At 43.6% G+C, this 24,376-nt stretch carries 23 protein-coding genes and 1 riboswitch; of the genes, 19 read left to right on the forward strand and 4 right to left on the reverse strand.

The annotated features are described in order from the left end of the window. The first annotated feature begins 170 nt into the window (after positions 1 to 170). Genes HUS26_RS00110 through HUS26_RS00125 form a run of 4 tightly spaced genes read left to right on the forward strand, consistent with a single transcriptional unit; the run spans position 171 to position 2,808 of the window. Positions 171 to 911 (forward strand): DnaD domain protein, encoded by a 741-nt coding sequence (locus tag HUS26_RS00110; RefSeq protein ID WP_173915214.1) that lies wholly within the window; start codon positions 171 to 173, stop codon positions 909 to 911. After that, positions 908 to 1,234: a hypothetical protein gene (locus HUS26_RS00115; protein WP_173915215.1), complete on the forward strand. Its 327-nt coding sequence runs from the start codon at positions 908 to 910 to the stop codon at positions 1,232 to 1,234. The genes HUS26_RS00110 and HUS26_RS00115 overlap by 4 nt, the downstream gene beginning before the upstream one ends. Beyond that, positions 1,231 to 2,484, forward strand: coding sequence for a replicative DNA helicase (gene dnaB / locus HUS26_RS00120; protein WP_173915216.1), 1,254 nt, complete (start codon positions 1,231 to 1,233; stop codon positions 2,482 to 2,484). Before HUS26_RS00115 ends, dnaB begins: the two co-directional genes overlap by 4 nt. A 27-nt stretch (positions 2,485 to 2,511) precedes the next feature. Further along, positions 2,512 to 2,808 (forward strand): hypothetical protein, encoded by a 297-nt coding sequence (locus HUS26_RS00125; RefSeq protein WP_173915217.1) that lies wholly within the window; start codon positions 2,512 to 2,514, stop codon positions 2,806 to 2,808. A gap of 87 nt (positions 2,809 to 2,895) precedes the next feature. Here HUS26_RS00125 and HUS26_RS00130 read toward each other — a convergent pair whose 3' ends face one another. The 3 genes from HUS26_RS00130 to HUS26_RS00140 are packed head-to-tail and all read right to left on the reverse strand — an operon-like array spanning position 2,896 to position 5,160. Then, entirely contained in the window at positions 2,896 to 3,633 is a 738-nt protein-coding gene (locus HUS26_RS00130; protein ID WP_173915218.1) for an amino acid ABC transporter ATP-binding protein, read from the reverse strand. Positions 3,634 to 3,644: 11 nt separating this feature from the next. Continuing rightward, on the reverse strand, positions 3,645 to 4,352 hold the full coding sequence (locus HUS26_RS00135; protein WP_173915219.1) for an amino acid ABC transporter permease: 708 nt from the start codon (positions 4,350 to 4,352) through the stop codon (positions 3,645 to 3,647). Further along, positions 4,336 to 5,160, reverse strand: a complete 825-nt coding sequence (locus HUS26_RS00140) for an amino acid ABC transporter substrate-binding protein (RefSeq protein WP_173915220.1) — start codon at positions 5,158 to 5,160, stop codon at positions 4,336 to 4,338. The genes HUS26_RS00135 and HUS26_RS00140 overlap by 17 nt, the downstream gene beginning before the upstream one ends. Positions 5,161 to 5,291: 131 nt before the next feature. On the opposite strand from HUS26_RS00140, the gene HUS26_RS00145 reads away from it, so the two are divergent. From HUS26_RS00145 to ald, 10 genes are all read left to right on the forward strand, one after another. After that, positions 5,292 to 5,738: an SgcJ/EcaC family oxidoreductase gene (locus HUS26_RS00145; RefSeq protein ID WP_173915221.1), complete on the forward strand. Its 447-nt coding sequence runs from the start codon at positions 5,292 to 5,294 to the stop codon at positions 5,736 to 5,738. A gap of 298 nt (positions 5,739 to 6,036) precedes the next feature. Next, the gene (locus HUS26_RS00150) at positions 6,037 to 6,324 is read left to right on the forward strand and encodes a hypothetical protein (protein WP_173915222.1); all 288 of its coding nucleotides are present in this window, start codon (positions 6,037 to 6,039) and stop codon (positions 6,322 to 6,324) included. Positions 6,325 to 6,991: 667 nt separating this feature from the next. Continuing rightward, positions 6,992 to 8,446: a Na+/H+ antiporter NhaC gene (gene nhaC, locus HUS26_RS00155; protein ID WP_254434098.1), complete on the forward strand. Its 1,455-nt coding sequence runs from the start codon at positions 6,992 to 6,994 to the stop codon at positions 8,444 to 8,446. A 31-nt stretch (positions 8,447 to 8,477) separates the two neighbouring features. After that, entirely contained in the window at positions 8,478 to 8,729 is a 252-nt protein-coding gene (locus HUS26_RS00160; protein ID WP_254434099.1) for a hypothetical protein, read from the forward strand. 141 nt (positions 8,730 to 8,870) lie between these two features. Then, positions 8,871 to 10,988, forward strand: coding sequence for a sigma 54-interacting transcriptional regulator (locus tag HUS26_RS00165; protein WP_173915224.1), 2,118 nt, complete (start codon positions 8,871 to 8,873; stop codon positions 10,986 to 10,988). Between the two features lie 186 nt (positions 10,989 to 11,174). Next, positions 11,175 to 12,560 carry an aspartate aminotransferase family protein gene (locus HUS26_RS00170; RefSeq protein WP_173915225.1) on the forward strand — a complete coding sequence of 462 codons (1,386 nt, stop codon included), beginning with the start codon at positions 11,175 to 11,177 and terminating at the stop codon, positions 12,558 to 12,560. A 42-nt stretch (positions 12,561 to 12,602) separates the two neighbouring features. After that, positions 12,603 to 13,685: a C45 family peptidase gene (locus HUS26_RS00175; RefSeq protein WP_173915226.1), complete on the forward strand. Its 1,083-nt coding sequence runs from the start codon at positions 12,603 to 12,605 to the stop codon at positions 13,683 to 13,685. Between the two features lie 12 nt (positions 13,686 to 13,697). Next, entirely contained in the window at positions 13,698 to 15,122 is a 1,425-nt protein-coding gene (locus HUS26_RS00180) for an NAD-dependent succinate-semialdehyde dehydrogenase (protein WP_173915227.1), read from the forward strand. A gap of 25 nt (positions 15,123 to 15,147) precedes the next feature. Further along, positions 15,148 to 15,798 (forward strand): GNAT family N-acetyltransferase, encoded by a 651-nt coding sequence (locus HUS26_RS00185; protein ID WP_173915228.1) that lies wholly within the window; start codon positions 15,148 to 15,150, stop codon positions 15,796 to 15,798. A gap of 23 nt (positions 15,799 to 15,821) precedes the next feature. Then, positions 15,822 to 16,961 carry an alanine dehydrogenase gene (gene ald, locus HUS26_RS00190; protein WP_173915229.1) on the forward strand — a complete coding sequence of 380 codons (1,140 nt, stop codon included), beginning with the start codon at positions 15,822 to 15,824 and terminating at the stop codon, positions 16,959 to 16,961. 247 nt (positions 16,962 to 17,208) lie between these two features. Here ald and HUS26_RS00195 read toward each other — a convergent pair whose 3' ends face one another. Continuing rightward, the gene (locus tag HUS26_RS00195) at positions 17,209 to 17,907 is read right to left on the reverse strand and encodes a hypothetical protein (RefSeq protein ID WP_173915230.1); all 699 of its coding nucleotides are present in this window, start codon (positions 17,905 to 17,907) and stop codon (positions 17,209 to 17,211) included. Between the two features lie 266 nt (positions 17,908 to 18,173). Between HUS26_RS00195 and HUS26_RS00200 the strand changes: the two genes are divergently transcribed. The 5 genes from HUS26_RS00200 (at position 18,174) to HUS26_RS00220 (ending at position 24,265) form a co-directional block, all read left to right on the forward strand. Continuing rightward, the gene (locus HUS26_RS00200) at positions 18,174 to 19,457 is read left to right on the forward strand and encodes a peptidase (protein ID WP_173915231.1); all 1,284 of its coding nucleotides are present in this window, start codon (positions 18,174 to 18,176) and stop codon (positions 19,455 to 19,457) included. Between the two features lie 304 nt (positions 19,458 to 19,761). Then, on the forward strand, positions 19,762 to 20,457 hold the full coding sequence (locus HUS26_RS00205; protein WP_173915232.1) for a hypothetical protein: 696 nt from the start codon (positions 19,762 to 19,764) through the stop codon (positions 20,455 to 20,457). A gap of 106 nt (positions 20,458 to 20,563) precedes the next feature. Continuing rightward, on the forward strand, positions 20,564 to 21,148 hold the full coding sequence (locus tag HUS26_RS00210) for a hypothetical protein (protein ID WP_173915233.1): 585 nt from the start codon (positions 20,564 to 20,566) through the stop codon (positions 21,146 to 21,148). Positions 21,149 to 21,854: 706 nt separating this feature from the next. After that, positions 21,855 to 22,012, forward strand: a riboswitch (cyclic di-AMP (ydaO/yuaA leader). Between the two features lie 88 nt (positions 22,013 to 22,100). Continuing rightward, positions 22,101 to 22,766 (forward strand): TrkA family potassium uptake protein, encoded by a 666-nt coding sequence (locus tag HUS26_RS00215; RefSeq protein ID WP_173915234.1) that lies wholly within the window; start codon positions 22,101 to 22,103, stop codon positions 22,764 to 22,766. 131 nt (positions 22,767 to 22,897) lie between these two features. Next, positions 22,898 to 24,265, forward strand: a complete 1,368-nt coding sequence (locus tag HUS26_RS00220) for a TrkH family potassium uptake protein (RefSeq protein ID WP_173915235.1) — start codon at positions 22,898 to 22,900, stop codon at positions 24,263 to 24,265. The last annotated feature ends 111 nt before the right edge of the window (positions 24,266 to 24,376 follow it).

Raw genomic sequence — 24,376 nt, forward strand, 5'->3', positions numbered from 1 at the left:
TATAGTGGCTGTTTTTTTGGGTGTAGATCAAATGGAACCCAGGAAAAAACCAGGAGAAAATTTTTTTATAAAAAAATTAATTTTTATGACACCTGAATGCACCTAACTTTCGATTATAGATATGACGGAGTATTTTCTAATGCTCTAAATATTTATAGGAGGCGTTCTAAATGAATTATTTAAAGGAGATTAATGCATTTGATGATGAGGTAGAGCTGAATTCCGTATCGGCTTCTGCCCAGCTGCTCTGGTATGTGCTGATGCAGTACAACAATAAGACGGGCTGGAAGAGGGAATTCACGGCTCCCACATCCGTCATTTTAGTGAAATCGGCCTTAAGTGAGAGTTCGTTTCTGCGTGCGCGCAAAGAATTACAGGAGAAGGGCTATATCCTTTTTCAAGCGGGCAAGCGGAATCAGGCGCCTGTGTATCAAATGATTTCTCAAGTGAAAGAGCAGAAGGTGAATGACGTGGAGGATACCCAGAAGGAAGAGGTGACGGAAGGGATGAAGGATAAGCCGGAGGATCATACGAAGGTATTATATAAAAGAAAAGAAAGAAGAGAAAATGAAGGGGTAGTGGTGGACGCGGCTTCTCCGCATGCTTTTTACGAACAGAACATGGGGATGCTGACACCGTTTATGGCGGAGAAGATTACCGATTGGTGTGACCGGCTCTCTGATGAGCTGGTGTTGGAGTCGATGAGAATTGCGGCCCAGCACAACAAGCTGTTTTTTCATTACTGTGAAGGGATTCTGAGGCGCTGGGAGAAAGCGAATGTACGCACGCTTGCTGATATTAAGAAGCTGGATTCAAGTTCAAAGCCACCGGTGAAGAAGAGGGAGAAGGACGATCGGGCGCTGAAGCTGAAGGCTATGGTCGATGAATTCAGGAAGGAGCGTCGCGCATGAAGTATGAGGAAGCGGTAAAGGTGCTGGAGACGATTGAGGAGCTGTTTGAAGGGAAATTCACGATTACTAAACGAAAGCTCGCCGTATTTGTACCGGAGCTTGAACATATGGAGATTGATCGCGTCATGGAAAAGGTGTATCACTATGCCTCCAAGTATCATTTTCCCCCGACATTAGCTGATATTGCCTCCTACCCACCAAAGAAAGACGATTATTTAGAAAAGATGAGACGGTGGGAGGAGGAAGCGGCCAATGTGCCTGAGGAGACGAAGAGGCTTTTTCAAGAGAAGTTTGATGAGCTGGTAAGGAAGGTGAGCCGATGATCTATAACCAGGAAGCTGAACAGTCTGTCATTGGAAGCCTGCTGCTTGAAGGAGAGCTGGCGAAGGATGTGACCTTACGCAGCGAGCATTTCTGTGACCAGCGCCACCGCTTGATCTACCAGGCGGTCCGAAAGATTGAGATAGCCGGAGAGCCTGTCAATCTCGTCACGGTCACCACCGAGCTCCATGAGAAAATTAAAGCGGCGGGAGGGGTCAGCTACTTAAGTGAACTCGCCGCTTCCATCCCCACCACCGCCACCCTCAAGCACCATCAGCGCCTCGTCCTCGATGCCTACCGTAACCGCAAAACGAAGGAAGAAGCCACCCGCTATGTGCAAAACCCCAACGAAGACACCCTCAATCTGCTGATGGCCAAGTTTGAAGAATATCGCGAAGAAGGAATGATCAGTGAAGAAGTTTCCAACTATGAAACTCTCTTGAACATCAGCCGGCAGCTCTGTGATCCTCCAAAAGACCACATGACCGGCTTCGCCACAGGCTATAACGACATCGACCAGCTCACAGGAGGAACCCAGAGAAGCGACCTCATCATCATAGCCGCCCGTCCGTCTATGGGCAAAACCGCCTTCGCCCTTAACCTCGCCGGCCACCACTGCAAGAACGGAGGCAGAACCCACCTTTTCAGCTTAGAAATGCACAGGGAAGCACTGCTTAAGCGCCTGCTCTCCTGTGAAGGCGAAATCGACGCTCAGAAATGGCGCAGCCTCAACTTTTCGAACGAAGACTTTGAGAACTGCCTCACCATTGTTGGAGATATCGCGGAATGGAACCTCCACATCCATGAACGCATGCGCACCGTCGCCGATATCCGCGCCACCATCCGTCAGTCGATCCGAAAACACAGCGATAAACCCCTCATTATCATTGATTACCTGCAGCTATTAGCCGCAAACGGACGCTTTGAACGCCGCGACCTCGAAGTCGGAGCGATTACCCGGGAATTGAAGCTTTTGGCTCTAGAGCTTGATATCCCCATTGTGCTCCTGTCCCAGCTTTCCCGTGGGGTGGAGCAGCGCAAAGACAAACGCCCGATGATGTCTGATCTGCGCGAGTCCGGCAACATCGAACAGGACGCCGATGTCATCGGCTTTCTCTACCGGGAGGATTACTACAAGCGAGACGGCGGCGAGAACAACGAAATAGAGCTGATCATCAGCAAGCAGCGGAATGGTCCGGTGGGGACGGTGAAGCTGGAGTTTGAGAAGGAGTATGGGAGGTTTGTAGGTTAAGGGAATGTGAAGAGGAGGAAAATAAAGATGGACTATTTGAAAGAAGTAGAGGCCTTTTTTGATGAAGTGGACGTTACCTTGTTATCTTGGAAGGCGGTAACCTTATGGCATACACTCATGCACTTTAAATTTAGAAGTGGAGAGAAGAAAGAGCTGCTGTTATCCGATCGACTCCTTCGATGGAAGACTCGCTTATCGGAGAAGGACTTTAACCAAGCGCGCGAGGAATTGAAAGAGAAAGGGTATCTCTTATATAAGGGGGATAGGAAGTATCAGTCAGCTATTTATGAAATGATTTCTCGTATTTCTCCACGTAGTATGTAAAAGAAGGCCCAATTCAACGTAACGAATTGGGCCTTTGTTTATAGTTCATTAAATTTCACATGCTGAGACTAAAATATATCTCTGATCCTATTCATTGAGCAGATTCAAAAACTGTTTCGTTCGCTCATTTTTAGGCTGGGAGAATAATTCCTCAGGTTGACCGCGTTCCAATATGTGGCCGCCGTCCATGAATAAGACCTCATCGGCCACATCTCTGGCAAAGCTCATTTCATGCGTAACCACAACCATGGTCATTCCTTCTCTAGCTAATTGTTTCATAACTTGAAGGACCTCTCCGACCAGCTCTGGATCAAGAGATGAGGTGGGCTCATCAAACAGCATCACCTCAGGATTCATGGCGAGAGCTCGAGCCATCCCAACGCGCTGCTGCTGCCCGCCGGAAAGCTGGTACGGATAGTAATCGACTTTTTCACCAAGTCCTACTTTGGTTAAGAGCTCTATGGCCTTTGGCCGTGCCTCTGACTTGTCTCTGTTTTGGACAGTAACCGGCCCTTCCATGACATTCTCCAATGCCGTGAGATGGGGAAAGAGGTTATACGTCTGGAAGACCATGCCGGTTTGATGCCTGATGGCACGGATGTCTTTCTTTAGGACTTTTTTCGAAAAGTCGATTTCTTGATCGTTGATGCTTAGAACTCCTTTGGATGGAGTTTCAAGGACATTTAGGCAGCGCAGCAAGGTAGTCTTACCAGAGCCTGAGGGTCCGATGACAACAATCACTTTTCCTTTTTCAATAGTTAGATCGATACCCTTAAGCACATCAAGCGTACCGAAGTTCATGTGTAAGTCTTTAATGGATAGCATATGGAAGCTCCTCATGTTTTAACATATCGATTGAGGCGGTTCTCAATTTGATCTTGAAAGAGAGATAAGATAAAGCATAACATCCAATAGATGAAAGCCGCTTCTGTATAAAGCAGTAAAGGTTCATAAGTCGTTGCTACAATTTCTTGAGAAGTCCTGAACATCTCGGTTACTAGTATGGTAGAGGCTAACGAAGTATCCTTCACTAAACTGATAAACGAATTGGACAATGGGGGAATAGACACCCGTGTGGCTTGAGGAAGGATGACCCTTTTTAAAGCCTGTCCATAACTCATATTGATGGAATAGGCCGCTTCCCATTGACCCTTTGGTATCGATTGAATGGCAGCCCGAATGATCTCTGAAGCGTAGGCCCCTGTATTTAGTGAAAATCCGATGATCGCAGCAGGAAATGGATCGATCTTCAAGCCAATGGAGCCAAGCCCGAAAAAGATGATAAACAGCTGCACGAGTAACGGGGTTCCACGAATAATAGATATATAGACTCTGGCTATACCGCTTAACAATTTAATGCCGGATAACCGAAATAAGGCGGTGATGATGGCCAGAACAATACCAATCCCAAATGCGATTAAAGTCATAGGAATGGTATATACCAGAGCCCCTTTGAGAAGGGGCCAGAAAGAGCTCTGAGCAATCTCCAGGTAACGTTCAAAATTTGTAGCTGTCGTCAATAGAACATTATTTTGTGGAAACATCTTCGCCAAACCATTCTTCAGAAATTTCCGCTAACGTTCCGTCTTCTTTCATGTCATCGATGGCTCCGCTTACTGCTTCCACCAATTCTTCGTTTCCTTGTCGGAACATCATGGCACTCTCTGATGCATCCTCCGCTTCGTCGACGATTTCAACTGGTGCATTTTCTCCTTTTTGGTTCAAGTAATCAAGCACAGATAAACGATCATTTACTGTGGCATCGACACGTCCTGTGGCAAGCAATTCCATAGCTGGATTGAAACCTTCCACACTTTGAATTTCTGCCCCATTATCTTTCGCAATTTCTGCATAATTACTAGTTAAAGATTGAGCGGAAGTTTTTCCTTGTAAATCTTCAAATGACTTGACTTCACTATTGTCCTTGTTCGTTACTAATACCGCCGCTGTATACGTATAGGGCGTTGAAAAAGCATATTTCTCTTCACGGTCCGGTTTAATTCCGACCTGGTTGGCAATCATGTCAAATCGTTCAGAGTTCAGTCCGGCAAACATCGCGTCCCATTTTGTTTCCTTGAATTCCACCTCTAAATCCAGCCGGTTGGCCACTTCCCGGGCAACTTCTACGTCATAGCCCGTCAGTTTGCCTTGCTCATCATGAAAGGTATACGGAGGGTAGGTTCCCTCTGTTCCAACGGTCAGTACGCCTTTGTCTTTAATTTGTTCATATAAGTTTTCCCCTGAAGAAGCACTATCTGAACTTTCTTCTTCTTGATTTTCACCTTTTGACCCGCAGGCAGTAAGTACCAATATTAAGGTTAATGTGAATAAGTAAAAAGATAGTTTTCTCATGTTGTCCCTCCTATTAATTTTGAAAACATAGTAATCTTATCGGCATTATAGCATTAATACATAATAGCAGTGGATGGAACAGGTTGTCAAATGCCTGATATTATTTATCTAATACCGTTAGGAGGGGTTCAATGAGTGAGAGCATGGAAATGCAGGTAAGGAAAACATATGAACAGCTGATGGAAGCATGGAATAACCGTAATGCAGAAGCAATGGCGGCTTTATTTACAGCACAAGGAGAGAGTATTGGGTTTGATGGCAGCCTTTCTAAAGGTCCAAAAGAAATTTATGATCATCTTCATCCAATCTTTAAAGATCATCCGACAGCACCATTTGTTTTTAAAGTAAAAGAGGTTAGATTATTGGGGGAGAAGGCCGCCGTCTTAAGAGCGATCGCAGGAATGATTCCCCAAGGAAAATCAGATATTAAACCAGAGGTTAACACTCATCACACACTAGTCGTAGTAAAAGAAGAAAGTAAATGGAAGATAGACGTCTTCCAAAACACGCCTGCGCAGTTCCACGGAAGGCCGGAACTAGTGGAGCAAATGACAAATGAATTAAGAGAACTGCTTTAGCCGCCTTCTGACCTACAGCTAACGCCTAACCGTCATACAAACGAAAAAAGCAGAATCCCTAAAAGATCCTGCTTTTTCGTTTGTTTACTACCAAACAAACTTTTGATATTGAGATGATTGTTGAGGTTGAATAAGCTTGGTCAAAAGGCAGCTTTGTCTGTCTTTTTTTTTTACTATCCTTTCTTATATGAGGATACAAAAATTAGACGGAAATAACCACAGAATGACAAAAATAGTGAAAGGAATTAGAAAGTATTCACCGAATTTATATAACAAAAGAACTAAAGGAGGCTGTACATTGTATTCGTTTATATTGGATAACTTAGCCCATACCAGTGCCGAAGAATTATTTAATGTTAGCCACCAGACGCCTAGTTCTACTTACACACGCTGTCGGCTTAGTGGATGTGAACAAGCTTATTCTCAGATGTACTTAAAGCTGATAAATAAGCTCGAGTTGTGGGAAGAAAATGAAGCGGAGGCTCGGAAAGTTATTCATTCCGCCATAGGCGATCATGTGAGAAAAGGGTATCGAACAGGAATTCGAGCACTCGATGATTTACTCATTAAAGAATATATCCTTTAAAGGTATACCGTATAATCCTGCTTCATAAAGAATGCCTATCCGAAAAGGGTAGGATTTTTTATTTCTAAATTTTAAAGAGATAAAATTGTAACATGGATAGGTGCCCAGCTAATAAAGTCGAAAATCTCATTTATATACCATCCCCCCAGCTCTATCATTTTTAATCTGGAAGGGAAGATAGTGGAGGAAGCGTTGATCTTGGTCGAAATAACGGCTCAGCTAGCCAAAAAGAGGTTGGCCAAGAGAATAAACCAAACAGCTTCAACAAATATTTAGACCCTGGTTTTATGCAACAATGATTATTGATGCATATTCAAATGAGTTGTCCACATAAGATTCTCTGCTTTCTTCCTCATACTCAGCAAAGGGAAACGGCTCACTTTCATGTAAGTACGGGAAATATTGTAAGTAAGTAGCTAAAACGCGTCTTCTATATCCTTTCTTTACCATTGATAACGATTACATAATGCTTTAACCTATCAACTTGAATCAATATTATGAATTATTAAATATTTTATGCATAGATGGGTAGATGAACAAAAAAGTATGTCAGAATATCTTGAATTGTCGGAAAAATAGAGTTGGCACAGTTCTTGCATTGTACATAAGTGAGAGGATCTTAAGCGACTCAAGATCCAATAAAATCAATAGGGGGAGGGTTTTTATTTTGAATGGAAAGTTTGGTAAGAAGGCGGTAAAAAAACCATCGTTGAAAGTGGCTATGATTCCAATCGTGTTTATGATCGTTTCCCTTTATTTTGGGATTGCTATCTTTGAATTGGATGCGCATATTCCATTGCTTTTAAGTGGTGTTGTCGCAACTATTGTTGCCATGTGGCTTGGTCATTCATGGAATGAAATCGAACATTCATTTTTAAATACCATTCGGCTGTCCCTTCAGGCGGTGATCATCCTAATCATCATTGGGTCTATCATCGGTACGTGGATTGCCTCTGGTATTGTGCCAACTATGATCTATTATGGTTTAAATTTCTTGTCTCCAGGATATTTTCTCGTTTCTGCGTGTGCTATCTGTTGTGTTGTTGCGATGGCATCAGGAAATGCATGGACAGCTGCCGGCACGATTGGTATTGCCATTATGGGGATTGGCCAGGGACTTGGTCTTGATCTCGCAATGGTAGCCGGCGCTGTTATTTCAGGGGTCTATTTTGGGGATAAGGTTTCACCGCTTTCAGAAACGACGAACATGGCACCTGGGATCACAGGGGCAGAGCTGTTCGAACATATCAAGCATATGATGTATACGACCATCCCTGCCCTGATCATTTCGCTGGTGCTGTACACCATTATTGGACTGCAGTTTATAGATAACAGTGCAAGTATTTCAGAAGTGGGGGCACTGCAAGGACAGTTAAGCGATATTTTTAGTATCTCCCCTTGGCTGCTGTTGGCACCTGCGGCCGTTATCGTTATGATGGTCCGCAAGATGCCTGCTATTCCCGCTTTGACCATTGGTTCCCTTATAGGTGTCGCTTTCGCTATCGGGTTTCAGGGGATGCCTGTTGGAGAAGCCTTCAGTGTTATGTATTATGGGTATTCCCAGGAGGTTGGCATTGAAGTTGTAGACAACCTTCTCAATAATGGCGGCATGGAAAGTATGATGTATACGGTTGCCTTGATTATGATTGCCATGTCCTTTGGCGGAATCCTCGAGAAAGCAGGAATTCTCGAAGCGATCGTTGTGGCCCTGCTTTCATTCGCCAAAAATACAGGCAGCTTGATTGCTACAACCGTAGCTACGTGTATTGCCGCGAACATTATTGCTTGTGACCAATATCTCTCGATCATTCTTCCCGGCCGTATGTATTCCAAAGCTTATCAGGATAGAAACCTTCATCCAAAAAATTTATCACGGACCATTGAGGATGCGGGTACGATGACCTCGCCATTGGTTCCTTGGAACACTTGTGGTGCATTCATGTTTGCAACACTCGGCGTATCCGCACTGAGCTACGCGCCGTTTGCATTCCTTTGTTTCATCAGCCCAATTATAGCAGTCATTTACGGCTACTTTAATATCAAAATCGAATACCTGCCTGCTAAATCAGAAGAAAAAGGCATGAACATCGGATTTGACGAAAAGAAGAGCGCAGAAGCTTGATTGGAATTCATAATGGAGGGACTGACAAACAATGAACGACTGTGAATGGATCCTTTCTCCTTGCCAGGGGACAGTTGAAGAGATTCTCATTTCAGAAGAAAGCTCCATAGGGGAATGGGATGTCTTGTTTAAGATTTGCTCCGACTATGGCGAAATCGAAATCGTTTCCGTCGACATCAGTGGATCTGTCCAATCCTTGGAAGTGAATATCGGGGAAGAGGTATTTTCTGGAATGGTGTTAGCGTATATCAAAGAAGACCTGGTGGCCGGCGGCAGCCATTAAATGTTGAAGAAAGGGGGGAGTTTCCACTTAGAAAACTTCCCCTTTTTTATGCTGTGAAATGATAATATGTGTAATTTTTTGAAAAGTTAAAGTTTTTGCTATAATTAGGAACTAGATCGTCCAGACAGGAAGGGGTCACACATGAATCACACAATCACAGACAAGATGAATCCGCTTACAAAATTATCTATACATCCCCCGGATAAGAATGTTAAGAAAAAGCTCTCAAAGGCTGAGGAACCATTTTTATTCTTGACAAAAGAAGATGAAATTTACGCCTATGTCTATTTAGACGATTTGGAGAAGGAGTCCGAATTTACGTTGGAAACACTGGAAGCCTGTTCGGTTCCTATTTCGAATGTTGGAGAATGGAAAATTGGCCACTCGGTATCTTTGCCTATGATTTTTCAAGTGTTAGGGGAGCATATCACTATGGTCAAAAATGAAGAGGATGAGTGGGAAGGATATCTTAGGCGGGAAGATGCACTGGTAGAACTGCTTCGTAAAGACAATAAGAACCTTGACCTCCTAAAAGTCATGCTGTCCTCTATCCCGATGGGGGTATTTATAGTAGATGCCGACCGGCGGGTGGTCAATTGCAACGATTCAGGGTTAAAGATGATCAAGTCTACGTATAAAGAAATGATCAATAGCCCTGCCAATGACACGTTCGATCCGGAGCATATAGAGAAAGTTTTCGCAACCGGAGAGACCATGCTCAATCAGATTCTCATTACAGATGATATGGGAGTACTCGTCGATTATAGTCCCATCATCAACGACGACAAAGTGGTGGATGGGATGATGATTATCGTACAGGATCTCCCGATGGTGGAAGACATGGCCATGGAAATCGAATATGTTAAAAATCTCAATACAGATTTAAACGCGATCTTAGCTACAATGTACGACGAGATTCTTGTCGTCAACCGTAAGGGCGAATTGCTGCGCCATAGTGAAAATTTCATCCCTGATTTTTGGGGTGTCGACAATTTAAGTGAACTCATAGGAAAGAGTCTATTAGATTTTGAAAAAAGAGGGGCATTCAGTCCATCTGTAGCTCGTCTTGTCATTGAGAAAAAGAAAAAAGTTTCGGTCGTGCAGGAGACATCGGATGGAAAAAGTGTGCTGGCTGTTGGAAATCCCGTCTTCAATGATGAAGGAGATGTCCATAGGGTTATTATTGCTTCAAGAGACATTACGGAAACCACGAAGTTGAAATCTGAATTACGAGAAACTAAACGGATATCTAAAAATTATAAAGAAGAGCTGGAGAAGTTAAAGAGCAAAGATAAGCCCGCCCATAAGATCATCTACTGCAGCTCGAAGATGGAACAGGTAATGAACAGGACAAAAAAGCTGGCCGATTTTAATTCAACGGTCCTTATTCTTGGAGAATCCGGTGTAGGGAAGGAACTGATCGCTAAAACAATCCACCGGGAAGGGAACCGTTCAGACAAGCCTTATTTAGCTTTGAACTGCGGGGCTATTTCTGAAGACCTGCTTGAAAGTGAGTTGTTCGGTTATACAAAAGGAGCTTTCACTGGAGCAGATGCAAATGGAAAAATCGGATACTTTGAGCAGGCAGACAAAGGCGTCCTGTTTCTCGATGAAATAAGTGAAATTCCTCTGCGGCTGCAGGTGAAATTGCTGAGAGTCCTGCAGGAAAAAGAAGTGACCCCGGTTGGAAGCACGAAGTCGATTCCGGTGGATGTCCAAATCATTGCAGCAACAAACCGCGACCTCGAAAAAATGGTGGACAAAGGCACATTTCGTGAGGATTTATATTACCGGATCAATGTCATTCCAATCAACATTCCTCCCTTAAGAGAAAGGTCAGAGGATGTGCCGCTGCTCGCCTTCCATTTTCTTCAGCAATTGAACGAACAGTACAACAAAAGCTATCATCTGTCACCAGAAGCTCTCAATATGCTCGAAGTCTATGATTGGCCCGGGAACATCCGCGAGCTTCAGAATCTGATTGAAAGACTTGTCGTCACTACGGATGATGAGGTGATATCAGCTGAATTTGTCAGTCAGTCACTGAAATTTGGGGAGTCTAAACAGGCAAAACCGATGGTCACAGGCATCCTTCCACTCCAGGAAGCGCGCGATCATCTTGAGGAGCAGCTGATTGTTCTGGCGATGAAAAAATATAAAACGACAACAAGAGCAGCCAAAGCCTTGGAAATCAGCCAATCTGCGGTCAGTCGAAAATATCAAAAAATCATGGAAAAACAAAATACAGTCGAATCCTAAATAAGGAAAGTGCTTGGTATTAGCGGCCAGGTACTTTTTTTATGCACAGAAATATAGCTTATGCATATATGCATGAATTCAGAAAATTGGTATTTATCAGTCGCTGCTGGAGCGCTTTTTTAGAGTTGGCACGGAACTTGCATTACAAAAAGTGAAGGGAAAAATTATATTCCAGGAGGGTTATCTATGACAGATCAAGCGTCGCTGCATTCAATAACAAAAGAATCATTAGAGGAACTAGATAAAAAGCATTATCTTCACCCGACGACCATTCCAAAGGTTCATGCGGAGCAGGGACCTAAGCTTACCTTTACGGAAGGAAACGGGATCTATGTGAAAGATAGAAAAGGAGAAGAATACATCGATGGGCTTTCCATGCTGTGGAATGTAAACCTCGGGCATGGGAATCAGGAATTGGCAGAGGCAGCCAAAGAACAGATGACAAAGCTGGCCTTCAGTTCTTCATTCGCAGGATTTTCCAATGAGCCGGCAGTCCGGCTGGCTGAAAAGCTTGCTTCTATGTCGCCGGGAGATTTGAACACCGTGTTTTACACATCAGGAGGTTCAGAAGCCAATGACACGGCTTTTAAGCTATCCCGCTTTTACTGGGCACTGCAGGGCCAGCCGGCGAAAAAGAAAATCATCAGCCTGAGGCAGGGCTATCACGGCGTGACGATCGCTGCCCAGTCGGCAACAGCGATACCGGCCTTCCACAACTTTTCGTCATCGGCCATTCCGGAAATGCTGCATGCGGCTCCCCACCTTACGAACTGTGAATTGGGGGATAAAAATGACCCTGATTATGATGAGAGTATCCGAAACGTTATTGAAAAAGAAGGGGCAGATACGATAGCAGCAGTTATCGTTGAACCTGTTCAAGGGTCGGGCGGCGTCCATATGCCTCCGGAAGGCTACCTGCAAGCTGTACGTAATCTTTGTGATGAATTCGGTGTCCTATTCATAGCCGATGAAGTCATTTGTGGTTTCGGAAGGACAGGAAAAATGTTCGGGGTGGACAACTGGGGAGTGGTACCTGATCTGATGTGTGTCGCTAAAGGCATTTCGAGCGGTTATTCCCAGCTTGGAGCTGTCATAATGAAGGAAAAAATCTGTGACACGCTCTCTGAGTATGAGGATGTACTGGCTCATGGGTTTACCTACAGTGGTCATCCTATGGCATGTGCTGTCGCCTTGAAAAATATTGAAATTCTGGAACGTGATCAGGTGGTCGAAAATGCAAAAGCAATGGAACAGGTATTAAAAGCAGGTTTTGAATTTTTGAAAGAGAAACATCCAACCTTTACAAAGACAAGAGCATTAGGCCTGCTTGCTGGTTTTGAACTGTATGCGGACCGGGACAATGAGGTGCCTTTTGATCCATCGATCCTGCCGTCAACAGAGGTCGTTGATGAATGTTTTCGCCGCAAACTGATTTTGCGCCCATTAGCCTCTAAGGTTGGCAGGAATATTGTCGCCATCGCACCACCATTGATTATTAACAGACAGCAGATAGAAGACATGGTTCATATCATAGATGAATCCATAACGGTTTTCGAACGCAAATACTGCTAATCTATCTAGTAATTTACGCAATTAGGGAAGGAGCATACAAACATGATCAAACGGATTAAACTACAGGGGTCACCAAGAGAAATAGGAAGGAAGCATGGGCAGGAAGGAAGAGAAGAGGTTCTCAAAAGTCTAAAAACCTATGAGAAGCTTTTTTACGGTTACAAGAGCCTCAGCTGGGAGGAAGCAAAAGATATTGCGCTTCAACATCTTCCAGCTATTGAACAATACGACATGGACCTTTTAGAAGAAATGAGAGGAGTTGCCGAAGGAGCGGGAGTTGAGTTTGAGGATATTCTCGCTCTGAATGCCCGCAGTGAAATCGCACTTGCCAATTATAAAGGTGCTGTATTTGCGGATGGATGTACGGCCATGTCTGTCGCACCGCCACTTAATCAAGACATTATCATCGGGCAGAACTGGGACTGGAAATCCTCACAGAAGGACAGTCTGCTCCTGCTCGATATCAAGCAGGAAAACAAACCGGATATCACGATGGTGACAGAGGGGGGAATGATTGGCAAAATCGGCTTTAACTCAGCTGGACTGGGACTATGCTTTAATGCCGTTCTTACAGATAAGAAATCAGACGAAGTTCCTATTCATCTTGGGCTTAGAAGCGTGCTTAATTCTTATTCCCTGCATGAAGCCATATCCAAAATAAAGGGTGGACAAATGGCATCATCCGCAAGCTTTCTGATCGGTATTGATGAAGGCGGCCGAAACGGTATGGCCGTTAACATCGAGGTTTCCCCTTTTGGAATCGACATGGTCGGCGGAAATGACGGCAAGCTTGTTCACTCCAATCATTTAATCTCTGAACAGATCAAGAAGAATGTTAAAGATATGAATGAATTTGTATTCGATGATTCAATGCTGCGCAAAAAACGGGCAGAGCAGCTGATTGACACGGCCGTTGCCCTCAAAGAACCGATTAATGAATCTGCCTTTAAGACATGGCTGTGCGATGAATTTAACGCACCAAATTCGATCAACCATTACGAAAATCTTCAGGCACCAGAGCACCGTCGGATGGAGACAGTCTTTTCAATCATTATGAATCTATCAGAACGCAAAGTATGGCTCAGTGTCGGACACCCGACAGAAGAACAATTTGAAGAAATATAAGGAGGATGAATGATGCTTTATATCAACGGTCAATGGAGAAAAGCGAAATCAGGCAGCACTCTTGAAGTATACAACCCTGCTACAGGGGAAGTTATTGATTCTGTGGCATCAGGAGGAAGAGAAGAAACAGAGGAAGCCATTCAGGCTGCAAAAGAAGCCTTTAAAACATGGAAAAAAGCGACAGGCCAAGAGCGTGGACAATATCTGGCTCATGTAGCCTCACTGATGAGGGAGAAAAAGGATGAAATAGCGGAAACGATTACGAAAGAAATGGGGAAACCTCTCCCTCATGCTGAAAGGGAAGTAGCGGGTGCGATTAATTATGTGGATTGGTACGCAGAAGAAGCAAAGCGGGTGTATGGTGAAACGATCCCAGCCTCTCATTCCGATAAACATCTTATGCTGCTTAGACAGCCGGTCGGAGTTGCTGCCGCGATCACACCATGGAATTTTCCTGCATCCATGATCACACGCAAAATTGCTCCGGCGATTGCGGCGGGATGTACAGTCGTCTTGAAGCCCGCACCATCCACACCGCTCTCAGCGATCAAAGTATTCGAATGCTTCCATGAAGCAGGTCTTCCAAAAGGAGTCGCCAACCTCGTCATCGGCCCGGCAGAAGATATTGGAAATGTACTGACCAAAAGCCCTGATGTACGCAAGCTGACATTTACCGGTTCTACTCAGGTCGGAAAAATGCTTTTAAAGGAATCAGCAGACACGGTGAAAAAAGTGTCTATGGAACTTGGCGGGCACGCCCCCTTTATCGTATTTGAAGATGCAGATCTCGAAGCAGCCATCCAAGGGGTGCTTGGTACAAAATTTGTGAACTCCGGACAGACATGTATTAGTACGAACCGCATTTATGTAGCAGAAAGTATTGCGGAAGAATTCGGCCAAAAACTCGCCGAACAAGCCGCCCAGCTCAAAGTCGGAAACGGACTGGAAGAGGGTGTGGATGTCGGTCCCCTTATTAACAAGCAGGCAGTAGAAAAGGTTGAAAGCCACGTCGCAGATGCCGTCCGGCAGAACGGAAAAGTATTGTGCGGTGGAAAACGATATGACGAAGGGAAAGGCAGCTTTTATGAGCCGACAGTTATCAATTATGCTCATGACGATATGAAAATTTCAACAGAAGAAACGTTTGGACCAGTAGCGCCGATTTACACATTTAAAGATGAAGAAGAAGTGATTGAACGGGCCAATCATGACAGCTATGGACTTGCTGCTTATTGCTTCACCAATGACCTTGGTCGAGGTTACCGGATGATGGCGGAACTCGAATATGGAATCGTCGGCATTAATGATCCTGCACCAATTGTGGCACAGGCACCATTTGGAGGCATTAAGGAAAGTGGAATGGGCAAAGAAGGCGGAAGGTCAGGCCTATTGGAATACTTGGAAGAAAAATTCGTCTCAGTCGGCACAGGAAAGTAAATATCTAAAAAGGAGAGGATGCTTAGTGGCTAACATCGAACTGCTTCATATAGAAAAGAAACTCACCATCCGTAATATTACCGGTAATGATATAGAGGAAGTGGCCGCCCTGTCTGACAATAGCTTCGGCCCGGACATTTCCTTTAAGCGCGATCACTTTGCCAGCCAAGCGGAAATTTTTCCGGAGGGACAGATTCTTGCCGAATATGAAGGCAGAATCGTCGGCTCATGTTCAAGTCTGATTCTTAATTTTGACGAGTATAGAGACAACCATTCCTATTCAGTCATCTGCGACAACGGCTATATTAGAAATCACAATCCAGATGGCAGGAATCTGTATGGGGTGGAAGTCAGTGTCCATCCTGATTATAGAAAGTTAAAGCTTGGCCGCCGATTGTATGATGCAAGGAAACAGGTGTGCAAAGAATTGAAACTGAAAAGCATTATTATTGGAGGCCGTATTCCTTATTACTATAAATATGAAGAGGAAATGGCAGCGGAAGAATATGCAGAAAAAGTCGTTAGAGGAGAATTGTACGATCCGGTACTTACCTTCCAGGTGAATAATGGATTTGTCTTGAACGAAGTCATTCCGAACTATCTGCCCGATGATGATGCATCAAGAGCTTACGCGACTTCAATGGAATGGGATAACCCGGATTTCAGGACTAAATAACAGAAAAATTGAGGAGGGGTCACATGCGCATTGGTGTACCTAAAGAAATCAAAAATAATGAAAATCGTGTATCCCTTGCCCCGTCTGGAGTGCTGAGCCTTGTTTCTGCCGGTCATGAGGTATTTGTAGAAAAAGGAGCAGGAGTCGGTTCTTGTTTTCCTGATGAAGCTTACCAGGAAGCAGGGGGGAAACTTGCTTTGACTGCAAATGAAGCATGGGAAATGGACATGGTGATGAAAGTGAAAGAGCCGCAGCCTGAGGAATATGAGTACTTTCAGGAAGGTCTGGTCTTGTTTACCTACCTTCATCTTGCGGCGGAACCTGAGCTGACACAAGCTTTAGTAGAAAACAAAGTGGTCAGCATAGCTTATGAAACGATTCAGAAAGACAACGGCACTCTCCCGCTTCTTACTCCAATGAGTGAAGTGGCGGGACGGATGGCCGCTCAAGTCGGTGCTCAATTTTTAGAGAAACCAAAAGGTGGACAAGGTGTGTTGCTCAGTGGAATTCCAGGAGTAAGACGCAGTAAGGTTGCGATAATTGGTGGAGGAGTCGTAGGGACAAATGTAGCGAAAGTGGCTGTTGGACTAGGGTCGGATGTGACCATTCTTGACCTTAATCCTGATCGCCTCCGTGAACTGGATGATCTGTTTGGAAGAGATGTAAATACATTGATGTCCAATCCGCTGAATATTGCAGAAGCAGTGGCAGAGGCAGATCTCGTCATTGGCGCCGTCCTTATTCCTGGAGCGAAGGCGCCCAAGCTCGTAACTGAAGAAATGGTCAAAACAATGAAAAAAGGATCTGTCATTGTGGATGTTGCCGTTGATCAAGGTGGTATATTCCAAACCATAGATCATATCACCACCCATGATAATCCCACTTACGATAAACATGGAGTCGTTCATTATGCTGTAGCGAACATGCCAGGCGCAGTTCCTAAGACATCAACTATAGGTCTTACAAATGTCACGGTTCCCTATGCACTTGAAATTGCAGGGAAAGGGTATGAGCGGGCATGCCGGGAGAACAAGGCTATCGCAAAAGGTTTGAATACATTGGATGGTGTAGTAACCTATCAAGCTGTTGCAGAAGCTCATGGATATGCATACCAGCCTATTGATGAGCTTCTAAAGAAAGCGAACATGGCTTTTACAAAATAGAGAGGGATCTAGTAGAGGCATTGGGTCTATGTAAGAAGAATGAATAGCCGCCCTGTACGGGGAAGTACAGGGCGGCTATTAAAGGAGTGTACTCATTAGTTCATACTTTCAGGATAAGATTCTTCAGCTGAATTATTTAAATCATATGTATTCAGTAAAGCTCTGTACAATTTTTAATGAAATAGCATTGTAGATTTATAAGTAAAAAAACAGACTCACAGCCTGTTTTTTAAAATGGTTATAGAATTTATTGTTCAAATATATTTGGGTCATAATATTCTTCATTAATTGCCATTCCACCTTCTACACGTTCCATATTGTATTTGACAATATTACCATCCTCCTGTAAATAGGGAACGACCCAAAAAGTTGTGACTTCATTCACTGTTTCAAGATCTGCTAAGTTTGCTCCTAGATCATTTGAATACATATCAATCATTTCTTTTGCAGTATCCGGTTTGTTTTTGATATCAAAAGATAAATCTATTAAAACGATATAACCTTCTCCCTTACCAAGGTCTTCATTTACTCGAATATCTTGGATAGTAGTGGTTTGATAGTCTTTAGATATACTTTTCACTTTTTCTTTAATCTCTTTCTTGTCTAACTCTTCCTGAGAAAGTTCTTTTTCAGCCGCTATATCTTCTGAAGATTCATTAGTTTTAGTATCTACCTCTTTTTCTGTTGACTCTGCAGAGGTTTGGTCATCAGCTGCATCAGATGAATCTAAATCGGCAGCATCACTGGAACTTTCGGCTTCCGTCACCGCGGGTTCAATGTCACTTGGCTCTAACATAGAGCTACCAGCGATCATAACGATGAATGAAACACCACTTATTATAAGCCGTTTCTTAAATAATCCATTCTTCTTAAATATACTTACAATCCCTAATATTCCATATAGGATAAATCCTACAAAACCTACGATAGATAATAAAGTGCCCAAAATATTTCCCCCTAAATTATTATAGCTATATAAAATCACCGTATATTAGAATAATACTATTTCAATCTTTTGTAAAGAGTTTGTAATATAAATGACATTAAAAATACATATTAATGCGGTGGGATACATTGTCTCCCTGGTAAGTTTCATCTTTTATACGCTTTTTGTCCTGTTTCGCCAAAGGAAATTTAACTCCAGCTTCTATGATTTGCAAAGTAGTCAGAATATTGTGTATCGTGAAAGTGAAAAGAAAAGGAGGAAGTCACATGTCCTATATTCAAAAGGTGAGCTCGTATATAGAGAAGAACCGCAGTGAATATGAACGTTTGTTACAGGAAATGGTGCAGCAGCCGAGTAAAGCGGGAGGGGAGAGTGGCATCCAGGACATCGTGGAGAAGAGATTATCAGAAAAAGGATTCGATGTGGACCGCTGGGAACTCGATTATGAAGCTTTATCAAAACATACGTATTTCTGTGCGTCCCGCCCCGATTTTACGGGAAGTGAGAATGTTGTAGGCGTCCTTAAAGGAGAAGGGGAGGGGAAATCACTCATTTTAAATGGGCATGTGGATGTGGTACCTGAAGGAGAAAGAGTCCAATGGGAGCATGATCCTTACTCTGGAGCGATCCGGGGGAATAAGCTTTTCGGCCGCGGGGCGACAGATATGAAAGGCGGAAATCTATCCGCGTTATTGGCCGTTGAAGCGATCCAGGCTTTGGGCATCAAGCTAAAAGGTGATATTATTTTTCAAAGTGTCGTAGAAGAAGAGAGTGGCGGATCAGGTACGCTGGCTGCCATCGAAAGAGGCTACACTGCGGATGCCGCCCTTATTCCTGAACCTACCAATATGACGATTTTTCCAAAACAGCAAGGCTCGATGTGGTTCAAAGTACATATTTACGGTAAATCTGCTCATGGTGGAACAAGATATGAAGGGGTCAGCGCCATTCAGAAGGTACATACCGTTCATGAAGCGATCCTGCAGCTGGAGCAGGAAAGAAATGAACGCCTGGACAGTCCGTTGTATGAAGGAAATCCGATCCCTGTTCCAATTAATGTAGGGAAAATTGCAGGAGGGACCTGGCCGTCTTCGGTTCCCGATCAAGTGACGATCGAAGGCCGTATGGGTGTCATTCCGGGAGAAGATCTACTCGAAGCGAAAGCGGCATTGGAAGCTAAGCTGGCTGCGTTAGCTAAAGAGGACAGCTGGTTTGCGGAAGCGCCGGTGGAAGTCGAGTGGTTTGGCGCAAGGTGGCTGCCGGGGGAAATTGAAGACGATCATCCGTTTCTACATTCTTTGATTCAAGCCTATCATTCCTATAAAAACGAGGACCCTGTGCTGAAAGCTTCTCCATGGGGAACCGATGGCGGATTGCTGACGGCGTTAAGAGGTATCCCAGCGGTTGTCTTTGGTCCGGGCGAGACAAGTATGGCGCATTATCCGAATGAATTCATTAACTTAGATCACGTATTTGAAGCTGCTGTGATTATGGCCGAAACGATTCTTCAATGGTGTGAAGTGGCGTCCGTGAATGAGAGTGTGCACTAGGATGGCTTCTTCCTTTTGAAATAGAAAGCTGTCGACGAGATAACATTTGAAATATAATTCATAGATCCTGGACCACTCACTTAAAGAGTATAAAACCAATCTAAAGACACCTTAACGGGTGTCTTTTTTCGTGGGCTGTCATGAGATCGTGAAGCTGAGGGGAAGAAGGAGTATGGGGGGGTGTGGAGATGACAAGCTCCCTCATTAGATAATTCGAAGCGTCCTAGTCTTTTCCTCCTACATTATGCATAACTTTTTTTATGGATGTGAAGTGAATGTTTGTAGAGCAAAGGGGGCTTGGTGTATGAAATTCCTGAAGTCGAAAAAAACATACCTCATCTTAGGGGGAATTGCAGGGGGAATAGCCGCTTTCTTTATTTTTTATTGGATCGGACATTCCAGTGCGAAGATCGTATTAAATGAGGAAAAAGCCAGCTATGAAGACATTATCCATCAGCTTGAAGAGAAAAGCAGCGAGCTCAAAGATACAGAAGACCAATTACATGAGGAAAAGCTGAATCTTTCTTATATTAAGGAAGAGTTAGAAAAAGAAGGGGACAAACTGAAAGCTAAACAGGAAGAAGTGGAGGAAGCCCTTGCTGTCGTAGAAGCGAAAGAGGAAACGGAAGGAAAATTGGAGGATCTCACCAAAAAGGTAACAGATGCTCAAGAAGAGAAAGAAGCGCTGGATAAGGAGATTAAGGGAAAAAAGGAAGAAATTAAAGCACTGGACGATACAATCAAAGAAAAGAAGGAAGAGCCAGTGGAGTTCCCGGCGGGGCAGTTTATCGTCGGTCATGACTTACAGGAGGGGCGCTATAAAGTGGTTCCCGTTGGAGAAGGAAGCAACTTTGTCGTTTATGATCCTGATGGATACCCGGAGGTCAATACGATCCTAAGCAATCAGAGTGATTTCGGGGTTCCGGAATATGTGTTTACGTGCGGGGAGGACTATATCATTCATTCGGAAGCTCCTTTCCGATTAATCCCGGTGGAGTGAATGTTCAAAAAGCCAGGAGTTAAGTCTTTCGTTTACATTTGTTTCTTTGCTTCCATTGCCCGTAGGTTTCTAATTAAAAAATTCAAGGTAAGGTGATCTGATTAAGATGTATGTTAAAAGAAACGTACTTTTCGTCTTATGTATTTTATTACTGGCCGCCTGTAGCGAAAATGATCCTGCTCAAGCTACTAAGGATAAAGAATCTGAACCGGCAGCTGAAACCCCTGCTACTGAAGACACTACGGAAACTGAGCCAGAACTTACGCCCGTAGAAAAAGTCAGAGAAGAAAATGATCAATATGTTAATGATTTATTAGATATGAACCTGGTTTTTATAGAAATTCATAAAGAAGCAATGTCGTATGCTGACACATACGCCCCTGGTGACATTAATATAGATTCACCTGAACTTGAAGAATTACAGTCCATTATGTCTCGTGTGGAAAGTGAAGTTGTTCCTGCTTTCGAAGAACTTGGCCCTCCTCCTACTGATGACTTAGATCGTCTATATGAAGTTCAACAGGAAAATGTGGCAAATATGCAGCAAATAGCAGAGAATTTGCCGCTGGCTATAACCGGTGCTGGCAGAGCCAAAAACGCAATTGGACAAAGCGGTGAGCTCTATGAAGAGCATTCTGATTTAATTGTAAACATTCTAGATCGGCTAAGAGAACAAGGATTAATTGAGTGAGAAATGGCTAAAATAGGGTATATAAAAGTTTAAGCTCCACCTTTTTTCCTTTGAAGGGAAGCGGATGAGAAAAATAAGGTGGATCTATTGCTCAGCAAGCAGAGAAAAGTTCCGGTGGAGTTTAAGAAGCTCAGGAGAAGGAAATAATTTTAACATAGCTATAACATCGAGGTAATTCGATTTAAATGTTTATTTGGTAAACTGTAGGGGCTAGCTTATAATTAGAAACCTCCCCCTAGGCTAGCCATATGTCTCAAGGTCCCGTCTCCTTAACGGGACTTTTTTTTGTTGTCCAGGAAATTATAAAAATTCCAAGCTGTGGATATATATTTAAAAGTGCGGCATCCAGCTCCAGCGCCCAGACACTCGCGTCGTAAGCAATCCGCCCTGCGGAAGGGAAGGCCGCCTTCCTCCGGCCGTTTTGCTTATGCGTTTCGTGCCTGCCAGGGCGCTTGTGCCTTTGTTCCGTGCGAGTGATACAGTCTCTCGTAGTTGCCCAATATAAGGAAAATCTAAAGGGTTTCCGATAAGTATATAACATAGAAGAAACTCGATGGGAGCCGTCAGGCAAGAGGATAAGTCTCAAATGGTTATCCATTTAGAAAAAACTTAGTTGCAGGATCCATTTAAAATTTACAAATAGAATGAGGACGCCCTATTTACTTTTACCTTCACCGGGAGTAAAATACATTCATGCAAATTGAATAGAATAGCTTCGCTTAACTTTCTTAACAAAGAAAGGTGGGGGACCCATTTTTGCAGCCGTGCTGCTAGGGGTGAATCTAACGAATGCATTCGTTAGTAGGGTGACTCTTTAGACCCGAATCCGACAGCTAACCTCATAAGCGTCTAAAGGGAAGAATGAAGTGGACAGGTTTGTTTAAACACGATGTCCCGCTGCCGCAAAAGTCATTCTTTTGTGGTTTTTTAATGGGAAAAAGGAGTAACCATCATGAAAAAAACATTTGCCATTATTGGATTAGGACGGTTTGGAGGAAGCATCTGCCGAACGTTAAGTGAGCAGGGTGTTGAAGTTCTGGCGATCGATAAAAGTGATGAAATTATATATGAATACAAGGACTTAGCTTCACATGCGGTGATAGCTGATTCCACAGACAAAAAGTTACTGCAGGAAATAGGGATTAAAAACGCGGACCATGTGATTGTCGCCATTGGGGATGATATTCAAGCCAGCCTATTGACGACTCTCATTTTAAAGGAAATGGGAATTAAAACAGTAACCGCGAAAGCCATTACCGATTACCATGGAATCATCTTAAAGAAAATAGGGGCGGATCACGTCGTGCATCCAGAAATCGAGATGGGGAAACGTATAGCTAATAAGATGATTTCATCGAGTGTACTCGATTATATCGAATTATCCGATGAATCCAGCGTGGTTGAAGTGGTGATCGGTAAGAAAATGATCGGGCAGACATTAGGCGACTTGGATGTTCGTGCTCATTTTGGGATAAATATTTTAGCTATTAAGAGAGCTAAAGAAATATTCATTTCACCAGAACCAAATAAAGATTTGGCAAAAGATGATCTTTTGGTTATCGTCGGGGCGGATGACGACATTAAAAGATTTAGAGACCATATGTTAGACAATGATTGATCTAAGGGGCGGACCGCACGGCTTTTTATACCATAATGTAGGCCCTTTATCCTTTTTTCGATCCTTTCAGCTAAGTTGTCAAATCATCTTTATCTATAAAATTTGTTCGAATGCCCTAAGGAGTTTAACTTATGATACGCAATCCTAAACGAAGCTTGACCAAGTATTTTAATCGCCTTACCCCGTTCCAGATTATCGTGCTGTATTATTGTATGGCTGTATTCGTTTCAACCTTTCTTCTTAGTCTGCCTTTTTTACATAAGGAAGGCATGAACTTAAGCCTGATTGATGCCATGTTTACGGCTGTCAGTGCCGTCAGTGTGACAGGGTTAACTGTGGTCTCCACAGCAGAAACTTTCAATACCCCGGGCTATTTTGTGTTAATGTTTATTCTCCAGTTTGGAGGAATCGGGGTCATGACGTTAGGGACTTTTATTTGGTTATTGTTAGGGAGTAAAATTGGGCTGAAAAGAAGAGAGCTGATTAAGACCGACCAAAACCAATCAACCTTTTCGGGGATGGTTTCCCTCATTAAACAAATTCTCCTGCTCATTCTTGCGATTGAAGCGTTGGGAGCGGTTATTTTAGGCGTTTACTTTACGCAATACTTCCCAACGTTAGGGGAATCTTTCGTACAAGGAATGTTTGCATCCGTCAGTGCGACAACAAACGCAGGGTTTGATATTACGGGGAACTCGCTTGTTATGTTTCAGGATGACTACTTTGTTCAGTTTATAAATATACTTCTCTTGACACTAGGGGCGATCGGTTTTCCTGTACTGATTGAAATCAAAGATTATCTTACGAAAAAAAGCAATGCCTATATCAATTTTTCCTTATTTGCGAAGCTGACATCTGTAACCTTTGCTGCGCTCGTTGTCGTAGGAGCGATCCTTATTTATTTGTTTGACCGCACCCACTTTTTTGAAGGGAAATCATGGCATGAGTCCTTCTTCTATGCATTGTTCCAATCGACGACCACGAGAAATGGGGGACTTGCGACGATGGATGTGGCAGAGTTCACGACACCTACCCTTCTCGTAATCTGTGTATTGATGTTTATTGGGGCTTCCCCAAGCAGTGTAGGCGGTGGGATTCGTACGACGACCTTTGCTATCTCTTTACTGAGTGTGATCGCCTATGCCCGCGGGAAATCGAACGTAAGGGTTTTTCGAAGGGAAATTCATCAGGATGATATCTTTCGTTCCTATATCGTGATTAATACAGCGATTGCCCTTACAGGGATTGCTGTTATATTATTAAATTATTTCGAACCTCAGTTTACGCTGATCGAAATCATATTTGAAGTCTGTTCCGCCTTTGGAACGACAGGGTTATCGATGGGGATTACGCCAGACTTGCACGCGCCTGGGAAGCTTATCATTATCTCTCTCATGTTTATTGGGCGAATTGGAATATTCTCGTTCTTATTTATCGTAAGAGGAAGAGTGTCGAAAGACCGTTATCATTATCCGAAAGAACCGATGATTATCGGATAAGGCCGGAGAAGCAGGAGAGCCCGAGCACACAGGGTTATGATATTATTACACATCTGAATAAGGAACGTTAAAAAGCAGGGCCCTGGTAGTGCACCCCGGAAGTTAGAGTTA

The sequence above is a fragment of the Halobacillus sp. Marseille-Q1614 genome (assembly GCF_902809865.1).
In the GTDB taxonomy this organism is placed as follows: domain Bacteria; phylum Bacillota; class Bacilli; order Bacillales; family Halobacillaceae; genus Halobacillus_A.